Source organism: Streptomyces chlorus (assembly GCF_042655885.1).
Lineage (GTDB): Bacteria > Actinomycetota > Actinomycetes > Streptomycetales > Streptomycetaceae > Streptomyces > Streptomyces chlorus.
On the sequence record NZ_JBHSOA010000014.1, the window covers coordinates 103,084 to 124,200 of the forward strand.

The window sequence follows — 21,117 nt, forward strand, 5'->3', positions numbered from 1 at the left end:
TCTCAGCACCTTGCAGTAGGCCATCTCCCGGCGAACGGCAGGCGGATTCGCTCGCCGGCGGCACCGCACGGACCCGAAGGCGTACCGGACGCGGTGAGGGGTGCCTCAAGATCCCCCTGGAGCCGGCGACTTCGGCCACCCGTCAACACCCCTCGGCGCCCCTCGGCGCCCCTCGGCGCCCGTCACGTCGTACGCGCCGTCCCCGTCCCCTTCTCCGCGTCCAGGGCGTAGACGCAACGGTCCTTGCTGCAGGCGTAGACGACCCCGTCCCGGACGACCGGGGAGCCGGTGATCTCGCCGCCGGTCGCGAGTTTCCATCTCAGCCGGCCGTCGTCGGCCTTCAGGGTGTAGAGGAGGTGGTCGGTGGAGCCGAAGTGGATCCTGCCCTCGGCGACCGCGGGGGCGCCCACGATGTCGCCGCCGGCCTGGAAGCGCCACTTGGGCGTGCCGGTGACGGCGTCCAGGGTGTAGAGGCCCTTTCCGCTGCCGACGTGGACGTGTCCGGCGGCGACCAGGACCGGCTCCACGGAGGAGCGGGCCTCGGTGGCGATGCGCCAGCGGTCGCGGCCGTCGGCGGCGTCGAGGGCGTAGACCGTACCGAGGTAGTCGGCGAGGTACACGCCGCCGCCGGTGACGGCCGGGCCGGGGACGAAGACGGGCGGCGAGAGGAAGACCGCGGGGGCCTCGAAGTGCCAGCGGACGTGCCCGCCGGCGATGTCCAGAGCGAGGACGCGGGTGCCGGCGGAGACGTACACGTACCCGTCGGGCGCGGGGGTGATACGGATGGGGACACCTCCGCAGGAGGCCGCGTCGCCGATGGGGTACGACCAGCGCTCGTCGCCCGTGCGCGCGTCCAGGGCGCGCAGGCGGGCGTCCTGCCAGAGGTAGACCGTGCCGTCGTGGACGGCGGGGCCGGCCTCCGGGGACTCGAAGTCGGTCTGGCAGCCGGTGGCCTCCCACAGCTTCTGGCCGGTGGCCGCCTCCCATCCCTGCACGCCGCCGCCGCGGGTGCCGGTGACGACGGTGCCGCGGTCGGCCTGGAGGGAGTACACCCAGGCGTCCGTGGACAGCCGCCACAGGTCGCCGCCCTCGCGGGCGTCCAGGGCGAACAGGGTGGGGCCGTCGGAGGCGTGGATCCGGCCGTCGGCGACCGCCATCGACCAGGCGACGTCCCGGGTCTTGAACCGGCGACGGCCGGTGGCCACGTCGAGGGCGTGCACCTCGAAGGAGGTGACGTAGACGAGGTCACCGGCGACGGACGGGGTGCCCCAGACGTCGTTGGACATCCGGAAGCGCCACGGCCGCCAGCCGCTCGGCTGTTCCGGCGGCGCGGCGGGCGCCCCGGCCGGGGCGGGGTCGGCGCCGTTGACGCCGGGGCGGGGCGTGGACCAGGAGGCGGCGAGGGCGGCCTCCGGCGGGGGCGGCTTGACGGCGGCGGCGCGCATGTCCGCGACGCGCGGGCCGGGCCCGATGGGCACCGCGGCACCGGCCAGCCGGACCGGGCCCGGGTCGGGGGCACCGACCGGCACCGGCGGAAGCGGCGGGACGACGGGGTCGTGCGGGGGCGGGGGCGGCACCGGAGGCGCTACCGGAGGACGGGCGCCGCCGGCGCTGCGGCCGCCGACGGGGGCGGGCCGGGCGGGCGGGCGGCCGCCCCGGCGTCCCTCGATCAGGCTCACCGCCTGCTCGGGCAGCCACGCGGAGGCCGTACCGCTGTCGTCGGAGCCGGAGCCGAACAGGTGCGGGGCGAGCTGGGACTGGAGGTCGGCGGGGCTGGGCCGGGCCGGGGCCTCCATCTGCATGCAGGATTCGATCAGCGGGCGCAGCTCGTCCGGGAGACCGTCCAGGTCCGGGCCCTCGCGCAGCAGCATGAAGACCGTCTCGACCGGGTTCGCGCCGTGGAACGGGGCGTGTCCGGTGGCCGCGAAGACCAGGGTGGAACCGAGGGAGAACACATCGCTGGCGCCGGTGACGCTGCGGGAGTCCTTGGCCTGCTCGGGAGACATGTAGGCGGGGGTGCCGACGGCGACGTTCGTCATCGTCAGACGTGTGTTCGACACACCGGAGGCGATCCCGAAGTCGATCACTCGCGGACCGTCCTCGACGACGAGAACGTTCGACGGCTTGAGGTCGCGGTGGACGAGCCCGGCGCCGTGGATGGAATGCAGCGCCTCCGCCACGCCGGCCGCCAGCCAGCGCACCGCCTGGGCCGGCATCGGCCCGCACTCGTTCACTATTTCCTCGAGGGAGGGCGCGGGGACGTACGCGGTCGCCAGCCACGGCACGGCGGCGCGCGGATCGGCATCCACCACGGCCGCGGTGTAGAAACCGGAGACCGCGCGGGCCGCCTCCACCTCGCGTGTGAAACGGACGCGGAACAACTGGTCCTCGGCCAGCTCGGTACGGACCGTCTTGATCGCCACGCGCCGGCCGGACGCCGAGCGCGCGAGATAGACCAGCCCCATGCCGCCGGCACCCAGCCGTCCCAGCACCTCGAACGGCCCAATACGCCGCGGATCGTGCTGCGTCAGCTGATCCACCACTTTGCCTGCCACCTCCCCGTACGAATCGCGCCACCACCTGTGCGCGACCGAAGTGCAGCGTCTCACCACCGCAGCCCCGTGGCGGCACGCACCCCGATTCTTCCTGTCCGGGGCGCTGGTTGCGAACCCGGCGACATAGGGGGTGTCTAGTCTTATATGCAAAGCAATGGGGTGGGCAGGGGGCAGGGCGGGCGGCCGGCGGGACCGAAGGAGTGTCCGGGAGGGCGGTCGGCGGGAGACCGAAGGGCCGTGCCGGGGTGGCCCGACAGGCATCCGGAGGAGTCGGGGCGGGCGGCGCGAGGGACTTTCCGGGACGGGAACGCGCGGGGCCGCTCAGCGGGACAGCAGGGCGAAGGACGCGCCCTGGTTGTCGGTGACCACGGCCACCGTGCCGTACGACGTCCCGAAGGGCGGCACCTGGACGCGGCCGCCGAGCCGGGTCACGTCCGCCATGGTGGCCTCGAGGTCCCCGACGGCGAAGTGGACGAGGAAGTGGGGCGGCATCTCGGCCGGGAAGACGTCAAAGACCGGAGCGCGGCCGAATTCGGGCTCGGCGCCCTTCCCGAACAGGGCGTCATGGAAGAGGGCGCCGTAGAAGGTGTTGGCCGCCTCGGTGTCGCGGGTGTAGAGCTCGACCCAGGCGAAGGCGCCCCGCTCGTGCCGACGGCCGAAACCGGGACGCTCGCCGGGCTGCCACAGGGAGAAGACGGCACCCTCGGGGTCCGTGACGAGCGCGGTGACGCCGAGCTCGCCGACCGCGCGCGGCGCGGAGACGAGCTGTCCGCCCGCCGCGAGGATCCGCCGGCACAGCGCTTCGGCGTCCGGGGTCGCGAAGGACACCGTCCACACGGTGGGGAGCCGGCCGTCCGTCTTGTGCGCGAGGGACGCCACCGGCCTGCCGCCGAGCAGTGCCCGCACGGTCCCCAGGGGCGGCGAGGGCCGCACGGTCTGCGTGGGCCGCGAGGCCGGTGCGGGCCACTCGGGCTGCTCCGACTGGTCTTCGAACGTCCAATCGAAAAGTTCACCGTAGAACCGCTTGCCCGCCTCCACGTCGGGAAGCTGTGCGTCCACCCAGCACGGGGTGCCCTCTGTGTACTCCGATGCCCTGTTTTCGGCCATGTCGCCAAAGTAGCGGCGCCGCACGCACCGCGCAGACCAGGCACACCAGGCACGGACAACCGGCACACCCCATTTGCAGTCGGCCGAATCGCGCTCCCCTCACCCCTCGGTAAGCTGACGTCATGACAGGACAAGTGCGTACCGTCGACGGCCGCGTGGCCGGCCGGCGAGGGCAGGCGACCCGGCAGAAGCTGCTCGACTGCCTCAGCGAGATGCTCAGCTCCTCCCCCTACCGGGATGTCAAAGTCATCGATGTCGCGCGGAGGGCGGGAACTTCACCCGCGACCTTCTATCAGTACTTCCCGGACGTCGAGGGCGCCGTCCTGGAGATCGCCGAGCAAATGGTCGCCGACGGAGCCGGGTTGGCGGAACTGCTCGAGGGACGCTCCTGGGCCGGCAAGGCCGGATGGCAGACTGCACAGATATTCGTGGACGGCTTCCTGGACTTCTGGAAGCGTAACGAGGCGATCCTGCGCGTCGTCGACCTCGGCGCCGCCGAGGGTGACAAGCGCTTCTACAAACTCCGCATGAGGATTCTCAACTCGGTGAACAGCTCCCTGGCCGACGCCGTCGCCGAGTTGCAGGCCAAGGGCCGGGTCGACAAGGACGTGAACCCCGCCGCGGTGGCCGGCGCCCTGGTCACCATGCTGGCGGCCATCGCCTCGCACCAGAAAGGTTTCACCTCCTGGGGCGTGAAGCAGGCCGAACTCAAACCCAATCTGGCCCTGTTGGTGCACCTGGGCGTCACCGGAAAGAAACCGACCAAGTAAGGCGAGGCACCCAAAGAACCTTCCCCCGCTTTCATAGTTTTTCCCGCGTCCTGTCTGACAGGCGGTGGTTCACTCCGGTGAGCCGCCGCCTGTCGCGCGTCCCGGCCGCCCGGCCACCGGCAGCCCAGTCGCCGGCGCCGGGTGCGGCGAGGGTGACGAGGTCGCCGGTGGCCGGCCCCGGGAGGAGCGCCGCGCGCCGGGGCCCCGTACCGAGTGAAGCGGGCGTCCATGGGCAGCTTCACCATATCTGACAGTACGTCACGTCGGGCCGGAGGGGCGGCACTGCACGGCGGCACGACATCTGCCACCCCTCCACTCACCTGATGAGTCGTCGGATTCACGACAGCAGCCCCCGAGGAAGGCGGGCGGCCGAGGCGGGGAGGGGCACGGCGAGCAGGTCGTCCTGCGCATGCGGCCCGAGCGCCGGGTGTCCTCCGACCTCGGATCCGTGTGAGAGCGACCCTGACAACGGCCCGCATGACGGCCTGACGACGCGACGGGCAGGAACAATCGGGGCATGGGAACCGATCTTCACGAGTTGCTGACGTCGCTGCGGGTGTGGGACCCGGAGCTCACCGACCTGCCGGTGCTCGATCCGGCCGCCGCCCCCGCCGAGCCACTTCAGCTGTTCACGCGGTGGTTCGCCGAGGCGGTGGCGGCCGGGCAGCCCGAACCGCACACCATGTCCCTGGCCACGGCGGACACGGAGGGGCTGCCCGACGTACGGATCGTGATGCTGCACGGCGCGGACGCGGACGGCTGGTCCTTCGCGACCCACGCCCACAGCCGCAAGGGCGGCCACCTCGCCGTCCGCCCGTATGCCGCGCTGGCCTTCTACTGGTCGGTGCTGGGCCGCCAGGTCCGGGTCCGCGGGCCCGTCGTCACCGCCCCGGCCGAGGAGGCGCGGGCCGACCTGCGCGCCCGCTCGGCCGGGGCGCTGGCCTCCGCGCTCACCGGCCGCCAGAGCGAGGTCCTCGGCTCCCCCGAGGAGCTGACCCGCGCCTCGGAGGCCGCCTGGAAGCTGGCCCGGCGGGAGCCGGACACCCCGGCCCCGTCCTGGACCCTGTACCGCCTGCGCCCGGACGAGGTGGAGTTCTTCCAGGGCGACGCCCTCCGCCGTCACACCCGTCTGCGCTACCGCCGGTCACCGCGGGAGGGGTGGGCCAGGGAACTCCTCTGGCCCTGAGGACAGCGGCAACGGCGGGGCGGGGCCGTTCGGGCCATCGACCCGAACGGCCCTACGGCCGGAACACGGGATTGCCCTCCCTGAAGGTCACCTCCAGGTCCGTCCCGGCCCGCAGGTCCGCCTCCGCCTCCGCCGGTGCCCCGCCGCCGTCCCGTTCCGTTCCGTTCCGTCCCTCCGCACGATCTTCGCCATCATCCGCGGCCTCTCGGCCAGATCGACGACCGCGGCGATGTACGGGGGAGGCCCGCCAAGGGCGGCAGGCCGCACAAGCCGCTTCCGACAGCGCATGACGGTGCGTCAACTCAGCGGACCGGGACGCGTTGCGCACGACACCCCTTCACATCCGGGCGCCCTACGCCACCGATCCCGCCCCCGACTCCTACAGACGTGATCAATCCGCAACCAATTCCGGTCTTGACCGAGACCCATCAACCATGGGCGAGATTACGCTCGCGCACATGGCCGACTCCACCACGCCCCCGAACCCCACGACACCGCATCAGGAGGACCGTCCCGTCTATGTCATCGGCGGTGGTCCCGGCGGGCTCTCCGTCGCGTACGCGCTGCGCGCCCGGGGCGTGCGGGCGGTCGTCCTCGAACGGTCCGACAGCGTGGGGACGTCCTGGCGGCGCCACTACGACCGGCTGCGGCTGCACACCACCCGCCATCTGTCCGCGCTGCCCGGTCTGCCGATACCGCGCCGGTTCGGGCGGTGGCTCACCCGCGACGACATGGTCCGGTACCTGGAGAAGTACGCCGAGTACCACCGGCTGGAGATCGTCACCGGGGTCGAGGTCTCCCGCGTCGAGCGCACCGCGGACGGCACCGGCTGGCTGCTGCACGCCACCGGGGGCCGCGAACTGACCGGCGCCGCGGTCGTGATCGCCACCGGCCTCAACCACACACCCCGCCTGCCGGACTGGCCCGGCCGGGACGCCTACACCGGCGAGTTCCTGCACGCCTCCGAGTACCGCAACGCGCAGCCCTTCGCCGGCCGGGACGTCCTCGTCGCGGGGATCGGCAACACGGGCGCCGACATCGCCGTCGACCTGGTGGAGGGCGGGGCCTCCCGGGTGCGGGTGGCGGTCCGCACCGTCCCGCACATCGTGCGCCGCTCGACCGCGGGCTGGCCCGCGCAGCGCTCGGCCGTCCTGGTGCGCCGGCTGCCGGTCGGGCTCGTCGACCGGCTGAGCCGGGCCCAGGCCAAGGTCGCCCTGCCGGACCTCTCGGCCCACGGTCTGCCGCGCCCCGACAGCGGTCTCTACAGCAGGGTGCTGGAGGGCGCCATCCCCGTGCAGGACGTCGGTCTGGTCGACGCCGTACGCAAGGGCACGGTGGAGATCGTGGCCGCCGTGGAAGGGTTCGAGGACGGCAAGGTCGTCCTCGCCGACGGCAACCGGATCGGCCCGGACGCGGTGATCACGGCCACCGGGTACTCCCCCGCCCTGGAGGGCCTCGTCGGCCACCTCGGCGTCCTCGACGGCCGGGGCAGACCCGTCGCCCGCGGCGCCGGCACCCCGCCCGACGCGCCCGGCCTGCACTTCACCGGCTTCACCAACCCCATCACCGGCAACCTCCGTGAAGCGGCCATCGACGCGGAGAAGATCGCCAAGGCGCTGACCCGCCGCGGGGCGCCGGGGATCGCCCGGCTCCCCGAGTGACGACCGCCGGGACCGGTTCCGGCACCGGAGCCGACTCCGGCTCGCCCCGGCCGGCCGGCGCCCTCGCCGGATCGACTGCGCCGTGCACGCGGCCCACACCGGCGGCACCGGCGGCGGCGACCACCTGATCGTGGTCGGCCGCGTGCACGCGCTCGGCACGGGCGACGAGACCGGCGCGCCCCTGCCGGTCCACCGGGGACGGTTCACCGAAGGACCGTCCAGCAGCCCGCCCAACACCCGTCAGCCCACGGCGAGTCCCGGCGTACGCGGCCGCCTGCGGATCACCAGCGCCATCAGCGCCGCCGCCGCGCACAGGGCGCCGGAGGCGTACCAGACCACGTCGTAGGAGCCGAAGACGTCCCGCGCGACGCCGCCGAGGAAGGCGACGAGGGCGGCGCCGACCTGGTGGGAGGCGAGGACCCAGCCGAAGACGATGGCGCTGTCGTCGCCGTAGTGCTCGCGGCACAGGGCGAGGGTGGGCGGGACGGTGGCGACCCAGTCGAGGCCGTAGAAGACGATGAAGAAGATCATCGGGGGCTGGACGCTGGGCGCCAGGAGCATGGGCAGGAAGAGCAGGGAGATGCCGCGCAGGGCGTAGTAGACGGCGAGCAGGCGGCGCGGTTCGAAGCGGTCGGTGAACCAGCCGGAGGCCACCGTGCCGACGACGTCGAAGATCCCGATGACGGCCAGCAGGGACGCGGCGGCGGTGATCGGCATGCCGTGGTCGTGGGACGCGGGCACGAAGTGGGTCTGGATCAGACCGTTGGTCGAGGCACCGCAGATCGCGAAGGAGCCGGCGAGCAGCCAGAACGGTCCGGTGCGCACCGCGGAGAACAGAACCTTGAGCGTGCGGCGGGCGGCGCCGGGGACGGGCTCGGGCTTGGGGACGAACTCCTGCGCCCCGTAAGGCTTCTGGCCCACGTCGGCCGGGTGGTCGCGCAGCAGCAGCCAGACGAAGGGGACGACCGCGAGCGCGGCGAGCGCCACCGTGACGGCCGCCGGGCGCCAGTCGTACGTCACGACGATCCAGGAGACCAGGGGCAGGAAGATCAGCTGCCCCGAGGCGGACGCGGCGGTGAGGATGCCGGTGACCAGGCCCCGGCGTTCGGTGAACCAGCGGTTGGTGACGGTCGCGGCGAAGGCCAGCGCCATCGAGCCGGAGCCGAGGCCCACCAGCAGGCCCCAGCACAGCATGAGCTGCCAGGCCGCCGTCATCCACACCGTCAGCCCCGAGCCGAGCGCGATCACGGTGAGGGCGACCGCGACGACCCGCCGGATGCCGTAGCGGTCCATCAGCGCCGCCGCGAAGGGGGCGGTGAGGCCGTACAGGGCGAGGTTCACGGAGACCGCGGCACCGATGGTCCCGCGTGACCAGCCGAACTCCTCGTTCAACGGGTCGATGAACAGTCCCGGAACCGCGCGGAAGGCGGCGGCGCCGATGATCGTCACGAAGGTGACGGCGGCGACGAACCACGCACGGTGGATGCGGGGGCGGCGCGGGCCGGGGCGGTTCCGCTCACTGCCGGCCCGTGCTGCGGCCCGTTCCTCGGCGTCCGACTGCTTCACGCTGTCCGGCTGCTTCACGGTGCCGGCTGTCTCGCTGGTCTGGGTCACGCCCTAGAGCTTCCGTGCGCGGGGCCCTCGTATCGAGTGGCCCGAAGGACAGTATTCACTAGGATCGGGCCATGGAATCGGTCGACCGTACCCCCAGCACCCCCAACGTCTCCAGCGTCTCCAGCGCTCCCGGTGCTCCCGGCGCCGACGTCTTCAGGTCGCACCGCGTCGTCGTCCTCGCCCTGGACGGGCTGCTCCCCTTCGAGCTGGGTATCCCGCACCGCATCTTCGGCCGCCCCCGTGACGCCGAGGGGCGGCCGCTGTACGAGGTCGTCACCTGCTCCGTCCGGCCGCCCGGACCGGTCGAGACCGACGCCGACTTCGCCCTCCACGTCGCCCACGGCCCGGAGGCCCTCGCCACCGCCGACACGGTGATCGTCCCGGCCTCCTACGAGCTCGGCCCGGTCTTCGACCGGGGCGAGCTGACCCCCGAGCTGGCCGCCGCCCTCGCCCTCGTCCGTCCCGGCACCCGGCTCGCCTCCATCTGCACCGGGGTGTACGTCCTCGCCGCCGCCGGTTACCTCGCGGGCCGGCCCGCGACCACGCACTGGGCGGACGCCGCGCGGTTCCAGCGGCTCTTCCCGCGCATCGAGGTCGACCCGGACGTGCTGTTCATCGACGACGGCGACATCCTGACCTCGGCCGGGGTCGCGGCCGGCATCGACCTGTGCCTGCACATGGTCCGGCGCGACCACGGCGCCGCCGTGGCCAACGACGTGGCCCGTCGTACGGTCGTACCGCCGCACCGCGACGGCGGGCAGGCACAGTACATCGAGCGGCCGGTGCCCGATCAGCAGCAGGCGTCCACGACCGGCGCCCGCGCCTGGGCGCTGGGACGGCTGCACGAACCGGTCCAGCTGCGCGACATGGCCGCCCAGGAGTCGATGTCGGTACGCACCTTCACCCGCCGTTTCCGTGAGGAGACGGGGGTCAGTCCGGGCCAGTGGCTGACCCGGCAGCGGGTGGAGCGGGCCCGGCATCTGCTGGAGTGCACGGACCTGTCCGTGGACCGGGTGGCCCGCGACGCCGGGTTCGGCACCGCCCAGTCGCTGCGGCAGCACTTCCAGGCGGCGCTGGGGGTGACGCCGTCCGCGTACCGGCGGACGTTCCGGGCCGGAGGCGGGAATCACGAGGGCCACCGCGGGAGCGAGGGCGGGGGCGGGGGCGAGCGCACGGCCGCAGCGGCCGGCATCGGAGAGTGAGGCACCGGGCGGGCCTTCTCGAAGTCCTCCACCGGGTAGGTGGGGGCGACGAGTTCGTCGAGGAGGAGGCGCCCCCGCCGGTACAGCTCGGCGTACCGGGCGATGTCCCGCCGGGGGCGGGAGGAAGGGAGATGATCCCGCCCTTGGCCACGCTGGAGCGGGCCCGGAAGACGGAGCCCTGGTGGTTGCCACTGATGAAGCCGGTCAGGGTGCCCGCGCTCGACCTGGTGGACCTGTGCGTGCCGCAGGGCCGGAGCCGGTATTCGGAAAAGTTGTCCACAGCCTGTGGATGGACCGGCCGCTACGCGTTTCCGCGGTCGGCGACACCCGAGCCGTTCGCCGGCGGAACGGGGTCCCCCGTCACACCGGTCGCCGTCCTCCCGTACGACAGGACTTGTCAGGACGACAGAACCCGCCCCCGATCACGGCACGCGGCGCCGCCGTTGACGACGGCGACAGGGAAGGCGTTGGCGATGGTGGTGGCGCGGTGCCGCCCGTCCCGAGCGCGGCGGCACCGCACCGCCTTTCGACTCCGGCGCTCCCGCCCGGCTCCCCTCGGCCATGAGGAAAGCGGCGCCGGAATCACGACCCACACTCGCCGAGGACTCCCGTAGTCGAAGCCCTCGCCGTCCCCTCGCAGCGAATCGCTGACGACCACAGTGATCACACGGTCACGTCACGTCAATGTCGATTCGTACAGTCACGGTTGGGTCTGCTACATATGCCCGGTTATTCGGCGCCGCGCACGGAAGCACACCCGGCGCACCGGCTCACGCCCCGACCCGCACGACCGACCCGCCATGCATCGGTGCACCTGCATGTACGCACAACCGTGCATCCGCCCACCGGATCCCCCCGGAGCCTCGGCGCCGCGGAGCGCCGAGGCGCTACACAGCCTCGTACTCGAAGCCGCCCCAGGCCGGGGCGGCGGCCTCCCGTGCCGCCGCGCAGCGGTCGAGTTCGCACCAGATACGCTTGCCGACACCGTCGGTGCTCCAGCCCCAGCGGTCGGCCAGGCCGTCGACAAGGGCGAGGCCACGCCCGCCGGTCGCGTCGCCGTCCACGCAGCGCGGCACCGGCGCCCTGCAGCTCCGGTCGGCCACCTCGAGGCGGACGGTGGCCTCCCCGGCCGTCGCACCCGGCAGGGAGAGTCTCAGTACGGCCGGACAGCCGGTGTGCACCACGGCGTTGGTGACGAGTTCCGAGACGAGCAGGATCAGCGTCTCGGCGAGCGGCTCGTCGGCCGCTATCCCCGATCCGGCCAGACGCGAGCGGGCCCACCGACGGGCCCGCCCCACCTCAGCAGGGTCGGGCCGGATCTCCAGCTGCACTTGAAGCACCTGCACCGCTCACACCATCCGAACCGGCGGACACTTGGACTCGCGCCTCACGAGGGCCACGATCGTAGCCATTCTGTGCATGGCCTGGACAACGGCCGGGACAGGGGTCACGGAACGTGAATCCCTTACGGGCCAGCATGGTTGACGTACAGTCACGCCAACAAGCGCTTCGGGCATATTCCAGCGCGAAGGAGTACCCGTGCGGCATACTGTGCGACGCCCGCCCCGGCAAGTCGAACAGGCGGTGACAGTAGTCCTGGTAGCGCGGCGAACGGCGGCAGGCACCGGTCGTTCCGGACTCGCCTCGGGGGCAACTCCGGTGCGGTGCGTGCTCACAACCACTCGCATCCCACACAAGGTACCGGAGCGGACAGCCGACTCCAGGCCGTGACGAGTCACGCGTAGGACACAACCCGATATCAACGCTCCGTGATACTCGGATGCCACAATCCGCGACATTCGCGCGAGGCGATCCACGACATCGCAGACAGGGTGCGGGACAGGCGGTTCCGGCGAGCGGTTCGACAGCGAGCAGCCCCTCACTCTCCGTGGTCCCTCCGGTACGCCGGGCCCGCCCCCGGCGCGTTTGAGGTGCGGATGAACGTCCGCCTCCCAGGTGAAGCCCACGCCTTCGTGCACCTGGAGGCAGTCGCGGGCGCCGCGTAGCCGGCGGCGCGGGTGGTCTCCGCGCGGACCAGCATGCGGGCGCACAGGGTGGGCCACCGCCTGGAAGGCCCCGATCGGCCGAACTGTTCACGGGTCCGGGCGTGTTGCACCACCGGTTCGCACGCGCGCGTGGCGGTGCCCAGTTGTTCGGCCACAGGGAGGAGGACGGCGACAGGGCCGGCGCCCTGGTCCGCCGCGGGGCCCGTGACGGACGTGACGGACGCGGGAGCCGCGTCCGGGAGCGGTACGGAGGCCGGTCCCGGGGAGCCGACGCTGGAGTCGGTGACCGCGTATCCGCGTATCCGCGCGCGGAAGGGCCGTCGGTGCACGAGCTGCCGGAGCGGCTGGAGGTGGCCGACGCCCTCCCGCGCGGCGAGTGCCTGCGGAAGGTGCTCGAGGACAAGCTGCGGGAGCGCTACTCGGGGACGGTGAAGTAGCGGGCGAAGGCGCCCACGATCTCTTCCTCTCCGATCCTGCCGTCGCCGTCCGTGTCCAGCGTGGCGGCGACGGACCCCGCCCGTTCCTCGGGGACGCCGAGCGCCGTCAGGACGCGGGCGATCTCCTCGACGCCCACTGCGTCGCCACCGGCCACGGCGAGGGCCGCGTGCAGGAAGGGGCGGGCGATCTCGGCGAACCGGCCCGGGTTGTCCCGCAGGCGCTTGACCGCGCCGTTCACGAACTCCTCGCGGGTGATGCGCTGGTCGCCGTCGCGGTCGGCGATCCCCGCCATGCCCTGCCAGAAGGCCTCGGCGCCGCCGTACAGGGCCTGGCCCTTGTCGGACCGGGCCCGGGTGCCGAACTCGGCGAGCAGCGCCTTGGCCGCTCCGCTGAAGTCCTCGCGGTCGATGTAGCCGTTGCCGTCCTGATCGAAGGTGGCGAAGCGGGCCGCGATCCTGCGCTCGTATTCGCTGGTGACCATGTCTCTTTCAGGCCGCCTTAGTCAGTGGGGTCCCAGTAGGGGTCGTCTCGCCCGGAGCGTACGACGTGCAGCGCCTCCGTGAGCCCGGAAACGACGCTTGTACCAAAAACGGGAGAATTCCGGGACAACCACGGGGCACGCGCGAGCCTGCGCGAGCACCCGCGGGGTGCGCGCGCCGGCCGCCCGCATCGGCTGCCGGCTCCCGGGGCCGGTTCAGGCCGACAGCGGGCGCGAGTCCCCGTCCACCGCGGACGGGACGTCCGGGTGGACGTCGAAGAGGCGGCGCACCCCGAGCACGCCGAGCACCCGGTTGACGTGGCTGCCGTCGGCGGCTCCCTGGGCGGGAAGGATCAGCCGCAGACTGCCCTGGCAGGAGCGGAGCAGCCGGCGGGTGGCGATGAGCACTCCCACGCCGCTGGAGTCGCAGAACCACACCTCGGAGAGATCGAGGACAAGGCTGTGTCTGCCGTCGGCCACGACGTCGTGCACGCGCTGGCGCAGCACCGGCGAGGTCATCAGGTCCAGTTCGCCCGACACCCGGAGCACGGCCCAGTCGCCCTGCTCTCCGTCGGTCACGTTGAAGGTCACCACCACGTCCTTCGCTCGCCGAAACGGAAGAAGTGCCTACGCTTCCTTGCAGCACGGCTGCCCACCGGCCGTGCCCTGAAACACGACCCGAGAAACGGTAACCGAACAAAAAAGGCTTGTTTCAGTCGACTTCGCTCCCATTCGATCGGTTCCGATCGGCGGCGAGGTGGGTAGGCAGGCCACCGGACGGCATCCGAGGTGCGCGCCGGCAGCCTCCTACCACCTGGGGCCCGGCGGGGGGCGCACATTGCCGCAAAGGGGCGTGCGTGCGCGTACGTGCCGACTACATTCGTGGAGTCGGTGGGAACCTGCCGGACAGGGCCGTCCCGGGACGCCGGAAGGAACAGGGGGTGAAGGGGTCGCATGACACAACGGAACGTACCGCCCCGCTGGGACCGCACGATGCAGCAGCGGCTCGCCCGTGGAGAGGCCGCCGCGCTCGGTGAGCTCTACGACCGGTTCGCCTCCCTCGTGCACGGCCTCGCCCACCGCGTCCTCGGCGACGAGGACGCGGCGGACACCGTCACGCGCGACGTCTTCGCCCACATCTGGGAGCACCCGGACGCCTACGGCCCCCAGCAGGGCCCGCTGCGCACGTGGATCGCCGCGCTGGCCCACGGGCTGGCCGTCGAGCGGCTGCGCGCCGCCGGGACCGCCGCGCTCACCCACGGCGGCGCCGGCAGCGCGGAGGATCTGGAGCACCAGGTGCGCCACGCCTCGGTGGCCGCCCGCGCGGACTACATCGTGCACGCCATGCCGGTGCCGCTGCGGGCCGCGCTGGAGCTGGCGTACTTCCAGCGCAGGGACTACCAGCAGACCGCTGCCGACCTCGGCGTCACCGAGGACGAGGCCCGCCGGCGCCTCCGGCTGGGCCTCCAACTGCTGGCCACGGCCCACGACACCGAGACCCCGGGCGCCCCGCCCGGAATCGGGGGTGTGGCGTGAGCGGCGACCGTTCCGAGCCGTACGGCGACCATGGGCACATCGGCCATGACCACGAGGAGCATGAGGAGCACGAGGGAGACGGGGAGCGTCACGAGGAAGCGGGCACGGACGCGGGCACGGACGCGGGCACGGGAAACGGGGCGGACGGTACGCGCGAGCAGGACATTCCGGGTAGGCCGGGTGGCGGCAGGGACGGCCCGGACCCCGGTGACGGCCCGGACCGCGATGCCGGGCCCGGCCACTCCGCCCGCATACCGCCATCCCGCGCCTCCGTCGAGGACACCGGACAGCCCCTGCCCGTACCCGTACCCGCAACCGCAACCGCACCGATGCCCGAGCAGCCCGCCAGGGTCGCACCGCCGGCACCCGAGCCGCTGATGCTGGAGCACCGGGTGCTGAAGTCGCTGCTGGGCGCGTGGGCGCTGGCCGCCTGCGCGCCGGAGGAGACGGCAGCCGTCGAGGAGCACCTCGGCGAGTGCGGGGCCTGCGCCGACGAGGCGCTGCGCCTGCGGAACGCCGTCGGGCTGTTGCAGCGGCCCGAGAGCCTCGACCTGGACCCGGGGCTGCGCACCCGCGTCCTGGAGTCCTGCCTCAAGCGGCGTCCGCCGCGCATCCCCGTGCCGGACTGGGCCGCCGCCTACGACGCCGAGACGGCACGGCTGGACGCGCTGCTCCAGGACTTCGGCGACACCGAGTGGCACGCGCCCGTGCGGCTGCGCTGGTACGAGGCCGACGAGGCGGCCACCCGCCGCACCACCGTCGCCGGGGTCATCGCGCATCTGCTGGCGGTCGACGGGCTGGTCGCGGCCGCCCTCGGCCTGCCCGACCCGCTCGACGGTCTCGCGCCCGAGCGGGCCACCCCGTCGGCCCGCACCGAGGCGTTCTGGCGCGGAACCCCCTACCCGCCGACCCGCTCCGTGCGGGCGCCCTGGCGTGCGCAGACCCACGACCTGGTACGGACGGTGTCCTTCACCGGCAGCAGGGCGGGGCGGATGCCGGTCTCGTACGGCGGCTACGAGCTGCCGCTGCACGACGCGATGCTGGACCGCGCCTTCGAGTGCTGGGTGCACGGGGAGGACATCGCCGAGGCGGTGGACTATCCGTACGAGCCGCCGACCGGACGGCATCTGCACGGCATGGTCGACCTGGCCGCGCGGATGCTGCCGGCCGTCCTCGAAGCACGCCGGCAGGCCGGGCAGGAGGTCTCCACCGAGCGGCGGCTGGTCGCGGCCGGTGCGCCGGGGCGGAGCCTGCGGCTGGAGATCGAGGGGTCCGGTGGCGGGGAGTGGCTGATCCCGCTGGACTCCCCGGCGGCCAAAGGGTCCGCGGAGCACGAGGTGGCCCACATAGCGCTCGACGGCTCGGAGTTCTGCCGTCTGGCCGCGGGCCATGTGCCTCCGCGGGAGGCAGCCGCCGGGCAGGTCGGGGACAAGGCCGCCATCCGGGACGTCCTGCTGGCGGCGGCCTCGATGAGCCGGATCTAGGGCCTGTCCGGGTCCAGGGCCTGTCCGTCGGATCGTGCCGGACGGGCCCTGGCCGCGCGTTCCGGCCCCGTCCCTGTGCCGCCCGTGTCCCGACGGCTCAGGCGAAGACCACCGTCCGCCGCCCGTTCAGCAGGATGCGGCGCTCCGCGTGCCACTTCACGGCGCGGGCCAGCGCCTGGCACTCCACGTCGCGGCCGACGGCGACGAGCTGGTCGGGGGTGACGTCGTGACCCACCCGCTCGACCTCCTGCTCGATGATCGGGCCCTCGTCGAGGTCGGCGGTGACGTAGTGCGCGGTGGCACCGATCAGCTTCACACCTCGGGCGTGCGCCTGGTGGTACGGCTTCGCGCCCTTGAAGCTCGGCAGGAAGGAGTGGTGGATGTTGATGATCTGCCCGGAGAGCTGCTTGCACAGGTCGTCCGAGAGGACCTGCATGTAGCGGGCGAGCACGACGAGTTCGACGCCCTCCTCGCGCACGATCTCCAGCAGCTTCGCCTCGGCCTCCACCCTGGTGTCCTTCGTTACCGGAATGTGATGGAAGGGGACGTTGTACGAAGCCACCAGTTCGGCGAAATCGGTGTGATTGGACACCACGCCGGCGATCTCCACCGGCAGCGCACCGATCCGGACGCGGAACAGCAGGTCGTTCAGGCAGTGGCCGAACCTGCTGACCATCAGGACGATGCGCATCTTCTCGTCGCCCCGGCTTATCCGCCAGTCCATCCGGAACGCGTCACCGATCGCCGTGAAGCTCGCCCGCAGTTTCTCCACGGTCACGGGGGCCTCCGCGGAGAAGTGGACCCGCATGAAGAACAGCCCGGTGTCGTGGTCACCGAACTGCTGACTGTCCTCGATGTTGCAACCGGTCATGAACAGGTAGCTCGACACGGCGTGCACGATGCCCTGCTTGTCAGGGCAGGACAGGGTCAGAACGTACTGGTCGGCCGGGGCCTCTGCTCGGGCGGGCTGCTCACTCATGCGGAAAAGGGTCCCATACGCGGATCCCGGCCGGGGGGCCGTTCCGCTACGCGGACCGGGTCAGGATGTTCAGCACCTCAAGGGTCTGCGGCGGAGTGTCGGGGTCCTCCCCGTCACTGGTCGCCAGCCGCACATGCGCGTCGCGCGCGGCACGCACCGCGTCCGGCCATCCCTCGTGCGCGAGGTAGGCGGTGACGGGCGCGTCCGGACCGACCTGGTGCATGATCCGCAGCACGCGCAGCACCGCGGTGTCCACGAGCGCCGCCTCCTGCGAGTCGCGGAAGATCGTGCCCACGTACTTCTCGGCGGACCAGTTGTCCAGCCAGGTGTCCTCGACCAGTCGGTAGACCGCGTCGGTGACGTCGCCGTAGCCGTCCACACCGGCCAGCCAGACGCCGTGCTGAAACCCGGGGTCGGACAGCATGTGCAGCGCGGAGCGCACATTGCTGCGCCAGCGCCACCAGGGCATGTCATTGAGTGGCATGCCGCCCATGGTGAAGGAGCGACGGCTTCGACGGGAAGAGTTCTCCGAACCTTGCACGGTCATCGATCGTACGTTTCCCCTCGCCACCGGTCACACCGGGCCCGGCAATTCACCTCCACGTCACCATCTGTTGACCGTGAGTCGCCCAATGGTTGGCGATGTGAGGGAATCGTGCGTAAGCATGACCGGCAGTCCGCGCAACCGCAGCCGCAGCAGCCTCCTCCCCCGCCGCAGCCCCCGGCCGTTCAGAGCCGGCGCCCTGACCTCGGGCGCGCTGGCGGCGACGATACTGGCCACCGGGTGCGGAGTCGCCCCCGGCCCGGGGGGCGGCAGTGACGAACCGATCACCGTCATGACCTGGGCACCCGAGAAGACCAACGCCACCAACAAGCCCGGTATGCCCGCTTTCGCCAGGGCGTATGCCCGCTGGGTGAACGCCGAGGGCGGCATCAACGGCCGCGAGCTCAAAGTGATCACCTGCAACGAGCGCAACGACAACGTGGCCGCCTCGCGGTGCGCCCGGACCGCCGTCAAGGAGAACGTGGTCGCGGTCGTCGGCTCGTACAGCCAGCACGCCGACACGTTCCTGCCGACCCTCGAGGGCGCCGGCATCCCGTACATAGGCGGCTACGGCATCACCACCGACGAGTTCACCAGCCCGCTGTCCTACCCCGTCAACGGCGGCCAGCCGGCGCTGCTGGCGGGCCTCGGCCGCGCCCTCGCCGACGTCTGCGGGCCGGTCACCCTGATCCGTCCTGACACCATCGCGGGCGACCAGCTGCCCCCGCTGCTCAACTCGGGCCTGTCCGCGGGCGACCACGAGCCGACCGCGGACCAGCGGGCGGCGGAGGAGGCCACCGAGTACGGCGGGCAGGCGGAGCAGGCCCTGGAGACCAGTACCGCCGACCCGGAGGCGGAGGGCTGTGTGGTGCCCGCGCTCGGGGACAGCACCAGCACCTTCATGGACTCCTTCCGGCGCGCCCGCGCCGACCACCCGGACGTGCGCACCGCGACCGTGCTGGGCAGCGTCGACCAGACGACGATCAACACGACCGGCGGGGCCTCGGGCCCGTACGAGGGGTCGTACGTCACCGGCTGGTACCCGGCGTCGAGCGACAAGCTCTGGGACCCGATGAAGGACATGATCAAGAAGGAGGCGTTCGGCGACAACCGGATCGACCCCGCCGACGCCGGTGTGCAGACCACCTGGATCGCCTACACGGTGTTCAAGCAGGTCGTCGAGTCGCTCGGCGACGGCGAGGTGAGCGCCGACACCGTGACCCGGACGCTGAACAGTGGTCTGAAGGTCCAGACGGGCGGGCTCACCCCCACCCTGCACTGGCAGTTCCAGGACAAGCTGGCCTCCGTCGGATTCCCCCGGCTGGTCAACGCCAACGTGACCTTCCAGGAGGTCAAGGACGGCCGGCTCGTGTCCAGCCGCGACGGCTTCATCGACGTGACGGACACGCTGCGCAACGCCGACCTGGCCTGACGCGGCGAGGCGCGGGCCGCCCGCCACCGCCCCTCCGTCGTGCTCATCGCCCTCCGTCAGCCCCACGCCGGGCCGCTCCGGTCACCGCACGCCGGCCGTCCGGGCCGGCCCGGGCTCCGGCCGGTCACAGATCGGTCGGCTGCCGTTCGGTCAGGCTGTGCTGCTTGGCGATCGCGTTCCACAGCTGGGCGGCCCTGGTCTTCTCGGCGGTCGCGGTGCCGCTGTCGTTGTTGGCGGCCGCGGTCTCGCCGGTCGAGCGGGCCTGGCCCTTCCGACAGCCCTTCTTGCCCGCGGTCTGGTCGGCCCAGGCCGCGTAGTGGTTGTCGGCCGACGCCGACGCCTGCCACGCCTTGGTGAGCGCGTCGGTGAGCGCCGCGTGCTCGGGCAGTTTGTCCACCGAGAGCGCGGTCAGGTCGGTGACCAGCTGGTTGCGCTGCCCCGCCGCTTCCCGCAGGTCCTCGGCCGCCTGCTGGAGGTCCTTGCAGGCCTTCACCTTCTCCACCGCGCTGATCACCGTGGACCGGCTGTCGCCGCTGTGGGCCAGCAGCTTGTCCAGCTCGACGGCCTGCTGCCGGACCGGGTCGACGGACGGCTCGGCCGACGGCTCGGCCGACGGCGCCTCGCTCGCGGGCCCGGTGGCGGAGACCGGCTGGTTCTTGCTGTCGTCGTCGCCCCCGCCGCCGAGCAGCGCGCCCGCGCCGACGCCGAGGACAACGAGACCGACGCCGACCGCCGCGATCAGCGGCACCTTCGAACCCGTACGGCCACCCCGGCCGCCCCGGCCGCCCCGGCCTCCGGTGTCGCTCCCGCGGGCGGCACGGCGGCCGCCGCCGTGCCCGGCCTGCGGGTAGGCGGGCTGCTGGTGCTCGACGCGGGGCATCTGCTGGGTGGAACCGGCCGGGGCCTCGCCACCGGAAGCGCGGAAGAGGTTGTCGAACTCGGCGGGCGGCTGCCGGCTCTCTTCGCCGGCGGGACCATCGGAGTGCGCACCGGGCCCGGCTCCGTACGGCGCGCCCTGGGGCTGGTCGGTCACCGGGGCCATGAACTGGGTGGCCTCGGCGTCGGGGTTGCCCGCGGGCGTCAGCGGCCCGCCGGCCTGGCCCTGCTCGGGCAGGTTCAGGTACCGGGTCGCCTCGGAGTCGTGTGCGGCGGGCATCTCGGGAGGCAGTGCTCCCGGGCCCACCGGGGGTATGAACTGCGTCGCGCCCTCGTCCATGGGGGCGGCGGGCACCGGCGGCAGGAACTGGGTGGCCCCCTCCGACCCGTCGGGCAGCGCGCCCGCGACGCCGGAGCCGTACGCGCCGGCGGGGGCGCCGTACCCGGAACCGTGCTGCGGCGGCAGCGGAGCGCCCCCGCCCTGCTGCCCGTAACCGTCCGGCCCACCGGCCGCTGAGCCGTGGGCGTCACCGCTGTGGTGTCCGCCGTAGCCGGGATCCTGGCCGGTGGCCTGCGGCGGCATCGGCGCGGACGGGCCGCCGGTGTTCGGGCCGTACGAGGAGTGGGTGCCGTGGGTCCCGCCGTGGGCCGGGGCCTGCGCGCCCTCGGGCGGCAGCGGGCCCGGACCCTGCTGTCCCTGCGCGCCCCAGGGGGCCGGTTCCTGCGCGCCCCACTGCTGGGCGGGCGGGGACTGCCACTCCTGGCCGGGCGGCGTCTGCTGCTCGGGCCCCCACGGCGTGCCCCACGTCTGACCGCCGGGCGGCGCCGAGGCGGGCGCCTGCCCGCCCGGCGGGACCGGACCGGCCGGGGTACCCGCCATGCCCGGAAGCAAGGGCTCGCCGCCGTCGGAGGGCAGCACGATGCCTTCGCGCGCGGGGCGCGCCGAGGGCTCCTCGCCCTGTCCACTCTGCGTCACCGGGACTCCTACCCATGGGGGAACCTTGTGGATCGTCGGCTCACGCTACCGGGTCCCCGGAGCCCGGTGCCACGCAGCACAGGACCCGACCTCATGCCCTGTGAGCGCGGTAACAAAACCGGATCACCGCACGCTGCTCATGTCACCTCTCCCGCATCAACTCCGCATTGCCCGCACGTTCACTCAAGATCACCCGAAATATTCACCACCCGCTGTCCGCCGCCGAGTTCGCACGACGACCGAATCTTGATCACACCGTGCCCCTGCCGCGCC

General features: G+C 72.7%; 17 protein-coding genes and 2 pseudogenes. 8 read left to right on the top strand and 11 right to left on the bottom strand.

Features of this window, described 5'->3' with window-relative positions:
- Positions 1-182: 182 nt before the first annotated feature.
- Both afsK and kbpA read right to left on the bottom strand, forming a co-directional pair.
- Positions 183-2,543: a protein serine/threonine kinase AfsK gene (afsK, locus tag ACFPZI_RS08310; protein ID WP_381360259.1), complete on the bottom strand. Its 2,361-nt coding sequence runs from the start codon at positions 2,541-2,543 to the stop codon at positions 183-185.
- A 333-nt stretch (positions 2,544-2,876) separates the two neighbouring features.
- Positions 2,877-3,662 (bottom strand): AfsK-binding protein KbpA, encoded by a 786-nt coding sequence (gene kbpA, locus ACFPZI_RS08315; RefSeq protein WP_381360260.1) that lies wholly within the window; start codon positions 3,660-3,662, stop codon positions 2,877-2,879.
- A gap of 134 nt (positions 3,663-3,796) precedes the next feature.
- On the opposite strand from kbpA, the gene ACFPZI_RS08320 reads away from it, so the two are divergent.
- Entirely contained in the window at positions 3,797-4,432 is a 636-nt protein-coding gene (locus tag ACFPZI_RS08320; RefSeq protein WP_381360613.1) for a TetR family transcriptional regulator, read from the top strand.
- Between the two features lie 517 nt (positions 4,433-4,949).
- Positions 4,950-5,618 carry a pyridoxal 5'-phosphate synthase gene (locus ACFPZI_RS08325; protein ID WP_381360263.1) on the top strand — a complete coding sequence of 223 codons (669 nt, stop codon included), beginning with the start codon at positions 4,950-4,952 and terminating at the stop codon, positions 5,616-5,618.
- A gap of 87 nt (positions 5,619-5,705) precedes the next feature.
- On the opposite strand, the gene ACFPZI_RS08330 is transcribed toward ACFPZI_RS08325, so the two are convergent.
- The gene (locus ACFPZI_RS08330) at positions 5,706-5,906 is read right to left on the bottom strand and encodes an OB-fold domain-containing protein (RefSeq protein ID WP_381360265.1); all 201 of its coding nucleotides are present in this window, start codon (positions 5,904-5,906) and stop codon (positions 5,706-5,708) included.
- 170 nt (positions 5,907-6,076) lie between these two features.
- Here ACFPZI_RS08330 and ACFPZI_RS08335 point away from each other — a divergent pair, with 170 nt between their 5' ends.
- Positions 6,077-7,279 carry a flavin-containing monooxygenase gene (locus tag ACFPZI_RS08335; RefSeq protein ID WP_381360616.1) on the top strand — a complete coding sequence of 401 codons (1,203 nt, stop codon included), beginning with the start codon at positions 6,077-6,079 and terminating at the stop codon, positions 7,277-7,279.
- Between the two features lie 32 nt (positions 7,280-7,311).
- Positions 7,312-7,484: pseudogene (locus ACFPZI_RS08340) on the top strand (flavin reductase family protein); the annotation flags it as partial.
- Between the two features lie 35 nt (positions 7,485-7,519).
- On the opposite strand, the gene ACFPZI_RS08345 reads toward ACFPZI_RS08340, so the two are convergent.
- Positions 7,520-8,764: an MFS transporter gene (locus tag ACFPZI_RS08345; RefSeq protein ID WP_381360619.1), complete on the bottom strand. Its 1,245-nt coding sequence runs from the start codon at positions 8,762-8,764 to the stop codon at positions 7,520-7,522.
- Positions 8,765-8,964: 200 nt separating this feature from the next.
- Here ACFPZI_RS08345 and ACFPZI_RS08350 point away from each other — a divergent pair, with 200 nt between their 5' ends.
- The gene (locus tag ACFPZI_RS08350; protein WP_381360268.1) at positions 8,965-10,095 is read left to right on the top strand and encodes a GlxA family transcriptional regulator; all 1,131 of its coding nucleotides are present in this window, start codon (positions 8,965-8,967) and stop codon (positions 10,093-10,095) included.
- Here ACFPZI_RS08350 and ACFPZI_RS08355 read toward each other — a convergent pair.
- The 4 genes and pseudogenes from ACFPZI_RS08355 to ACFPZI_RS08370 form a co-directional block, all read right to left on the bottom strand.
- A pseudogene (locus ACFPZI_RS08355) lies at positions 10,020-10,220 on the bottom strand (hypothetical protein); the annotation flags it as partial. The gene ACFPZI_RS08350 and the pseudogene ACFPZI_RS08355 overlap by 76 nt on opposite strands.
- 762 nt (positions 10,221-10,982) lie before the next feature.
- Positions 10,983-11,426, bottom strand: a complete 444-nt coding sequence (locus ACFPZI_RS08360; RefSeq protein WP_381360622.1) for an ATP-binding protein — start codon at positions 11,424-11,426, stop codon at positions 10,983-10,985.
- Between the two features lie 1,090 nt (positions 11,427-12,516).
- Positions 12,517-13,020: an EF-hand domain-containing protein gene (locus tag ACFPZI_RS08365; RefSeq protein WP_381360271.1), complete on the bottom strand. Its 504-nt coding sequence runs from the start codon at positions 13,018-13,020 to the stop codon at positions 12,517-12,519.
- A gap of 213 nt (positions 13,021-13,233) precedes the next feature.
- A complete protein-coding gene (locus tag ACFPZI_RS08370; RefSeq protein ID WP_381360274.1) occupies positions 13,234-13,614 on the bottom strand; it encodes an STAS domain-containing protein in 381 nt (126 codons plus the stop codon).
- 357 nt (positions 13,615-13,971) lie between these two features.
- Here ACFPZI_RS08370 and ACFPZI_RS08375 point away from each other — a divergent pair, with 357 nt between their 5' ends.
- Positions 13,972-14,553, top strand: a complete 582-nt coding sequence (locus tag ACFPZI_RS08375; RefSeq protein WP_381360277.1) for a sigma-70 family RNA polymerase sigma factor — start codon at positions 13,972-13,974, stop codon at positions 14,551-14,553.
- A gap of 329 nt (positions 14,554-14,882) precedes the next feature.
- Positions 14,883-16,037 carry a maleylpyruvate isomerase N-terminal domain-containing protein gene (locus ACFPZI_RS08380; RefSeq protein ID WP_381360625.1) on the top strand — a complete coding sequence of 385 codons (1,155 nt, stop codon included), beginning with the start codon at positions 14,883-14,885 and terminating at the stop codon, positions 16,035-16,037.
- A 97-nt stretch (positions 16,038-16,134) separates the two neighbouring features.
- On the opposite strand, the gene purU is transcribed toward ACFPZI_RS08380, so the two are convergent.
- Both purU and ACFPZI_RS08390 read right to left on the bottom strand, forming a co-directional pair.
- On the bottom strand, positions 16,135-17,016 hold the full coding sequence (gene purU, locus ACFPZI_RS08385; RefSeq protein WP_381360279.1) for a formyltetrahydrofolate deformylase: 882 nt from the start codon (positions 17,014-17,016) through the stop codon (positions 16,135-16,137).
- Between the two features lie 46 nt (positions 17,017-17,062).
- Positions 17,063-17,563 carry an SCO4402 family protein gene (locus tag ACFPZI_RS08390; RefSeq protein ID WP_381360281.1) on the bottom strand — a complete coding sequence of 167 codons (501 nt, stop codon included), beginning with the start codon at positions 17,561-17,563 and terminating at the stop codon, positions 17,063-17,065.
- A 118-nt stretch (positions 17,564-17,681) separates the two neighbouring features.
- On the opposite strand from ACFPZI_RS08390, the gene ACFPZI_RS08395 reads away from it, so the two are divergent.
- Complete coding sequence (locus ACFPZI_RS08395; RefSeq protein ID WP_381360284.1) at positions 17,682-18,992, top strand: ABC transporter substrate-binding protein; 1,311 nt, start codon at positions 17,682-17,684, stop codon at positions 18,990-18,992.
- A gap of 124 nt (positions 18,993-19,116) precedes the next feature.
- On the opposite strand, the gene ACFPZI_RS08400 is transcribed toward ACFPZI_RS08395, so the two are convergent.
- Entirely contained in the window at positions 19,117-20,844 is a 1,728-nt protein-coding gene (locus tag ACFPZI_RS08400) for a hypothetical protein (protein ID WP_381360286.1), read from the bottom strand.
- Between the last annotated feature and the right edge of the window lie 273 nt (positions 20,845-21,117).

Bases quoted from the DNA above. Each gene is read 5' to 3' on its own strand.
- kbpA (WP_381360260.1), bottom strand. From the start codon at position 3,662: ATGGCCGAAAACAGGGCATCGGAGTACACAGAGGGCACCCCGTGCTGG.
- ACFPZI_RS08325 (WP_381360263.1), top strand. From the start codon at position 4,950: ATGGGAACCGATCTTCACGAGTTGCTGACGTCGCTGCGGGTGTGGGAC.
- ACFPZI_RS08330 (WP_381360265.1), bottom strand. From the start codon at position 5,906: ATGCGCTGTCGGAAGCGGCTTGTGCGGCCTGCCGCCCTTGGCGGGCCT.
- ACFPZI_RS08335 (WP_381360616.1), top strand. From the start codon at position 6,077: ATGGCCGACTCCACCACGCCCCCGAACCCCACGACACCGCATCAGGAG.
- ACFPZI_RS08350 (WP_381360268.1), top strand. From the start codon at position 8,965: ATGGAATCGGTCGACCGTACCCCCAGCACCCCCAACGTCTCCAGCGTC.
- ACFPZI_RS08365 (WP_381360271.1), bottom strand. From the start codon at position 13,020: ATGGTCACCAGCGAATACGAGCGCAGGATCGCGGCCCGCTTCGCCACC.
- ACFPZI_RS08375 (WP_381360277.1), top strand. From the start codon at position 13,972: ATGACACAACGGAACGTACCGCCCCGCTGGGACCGCACGATGCAGCAG.
- ACFPZI_RS08380 (WP_381360625.1), top strand. From the start codon at position 14,883: ATGCCCGAGCAGCCCGCCAGGGTCGCACCGCCGGCACCCGAGCCGCTG.
- purU (WP_381360279.1), bottom strand. From the start codon at position 17,016: ATGAGTGAGCAGCCCGCCCGAGCAGAGGCCCCGGCCGACCAGTACGTT.
- ACFPZI_RS08390 (WP_381360281.1), bottom strand. From the start codon at position 17,563: ATGACCGTGCAAGGTTCGGAGAACTCTTCCCGTCGAAGCCGTCGCTCC.
- ACFPZI_RS08395 (WP_381360284.1), top strand. From the start codon at position 17,682: ATGACCGGCAGTCCGCGCAACCGCAGCCGCAGCAGCCTCCTCCCCCGC.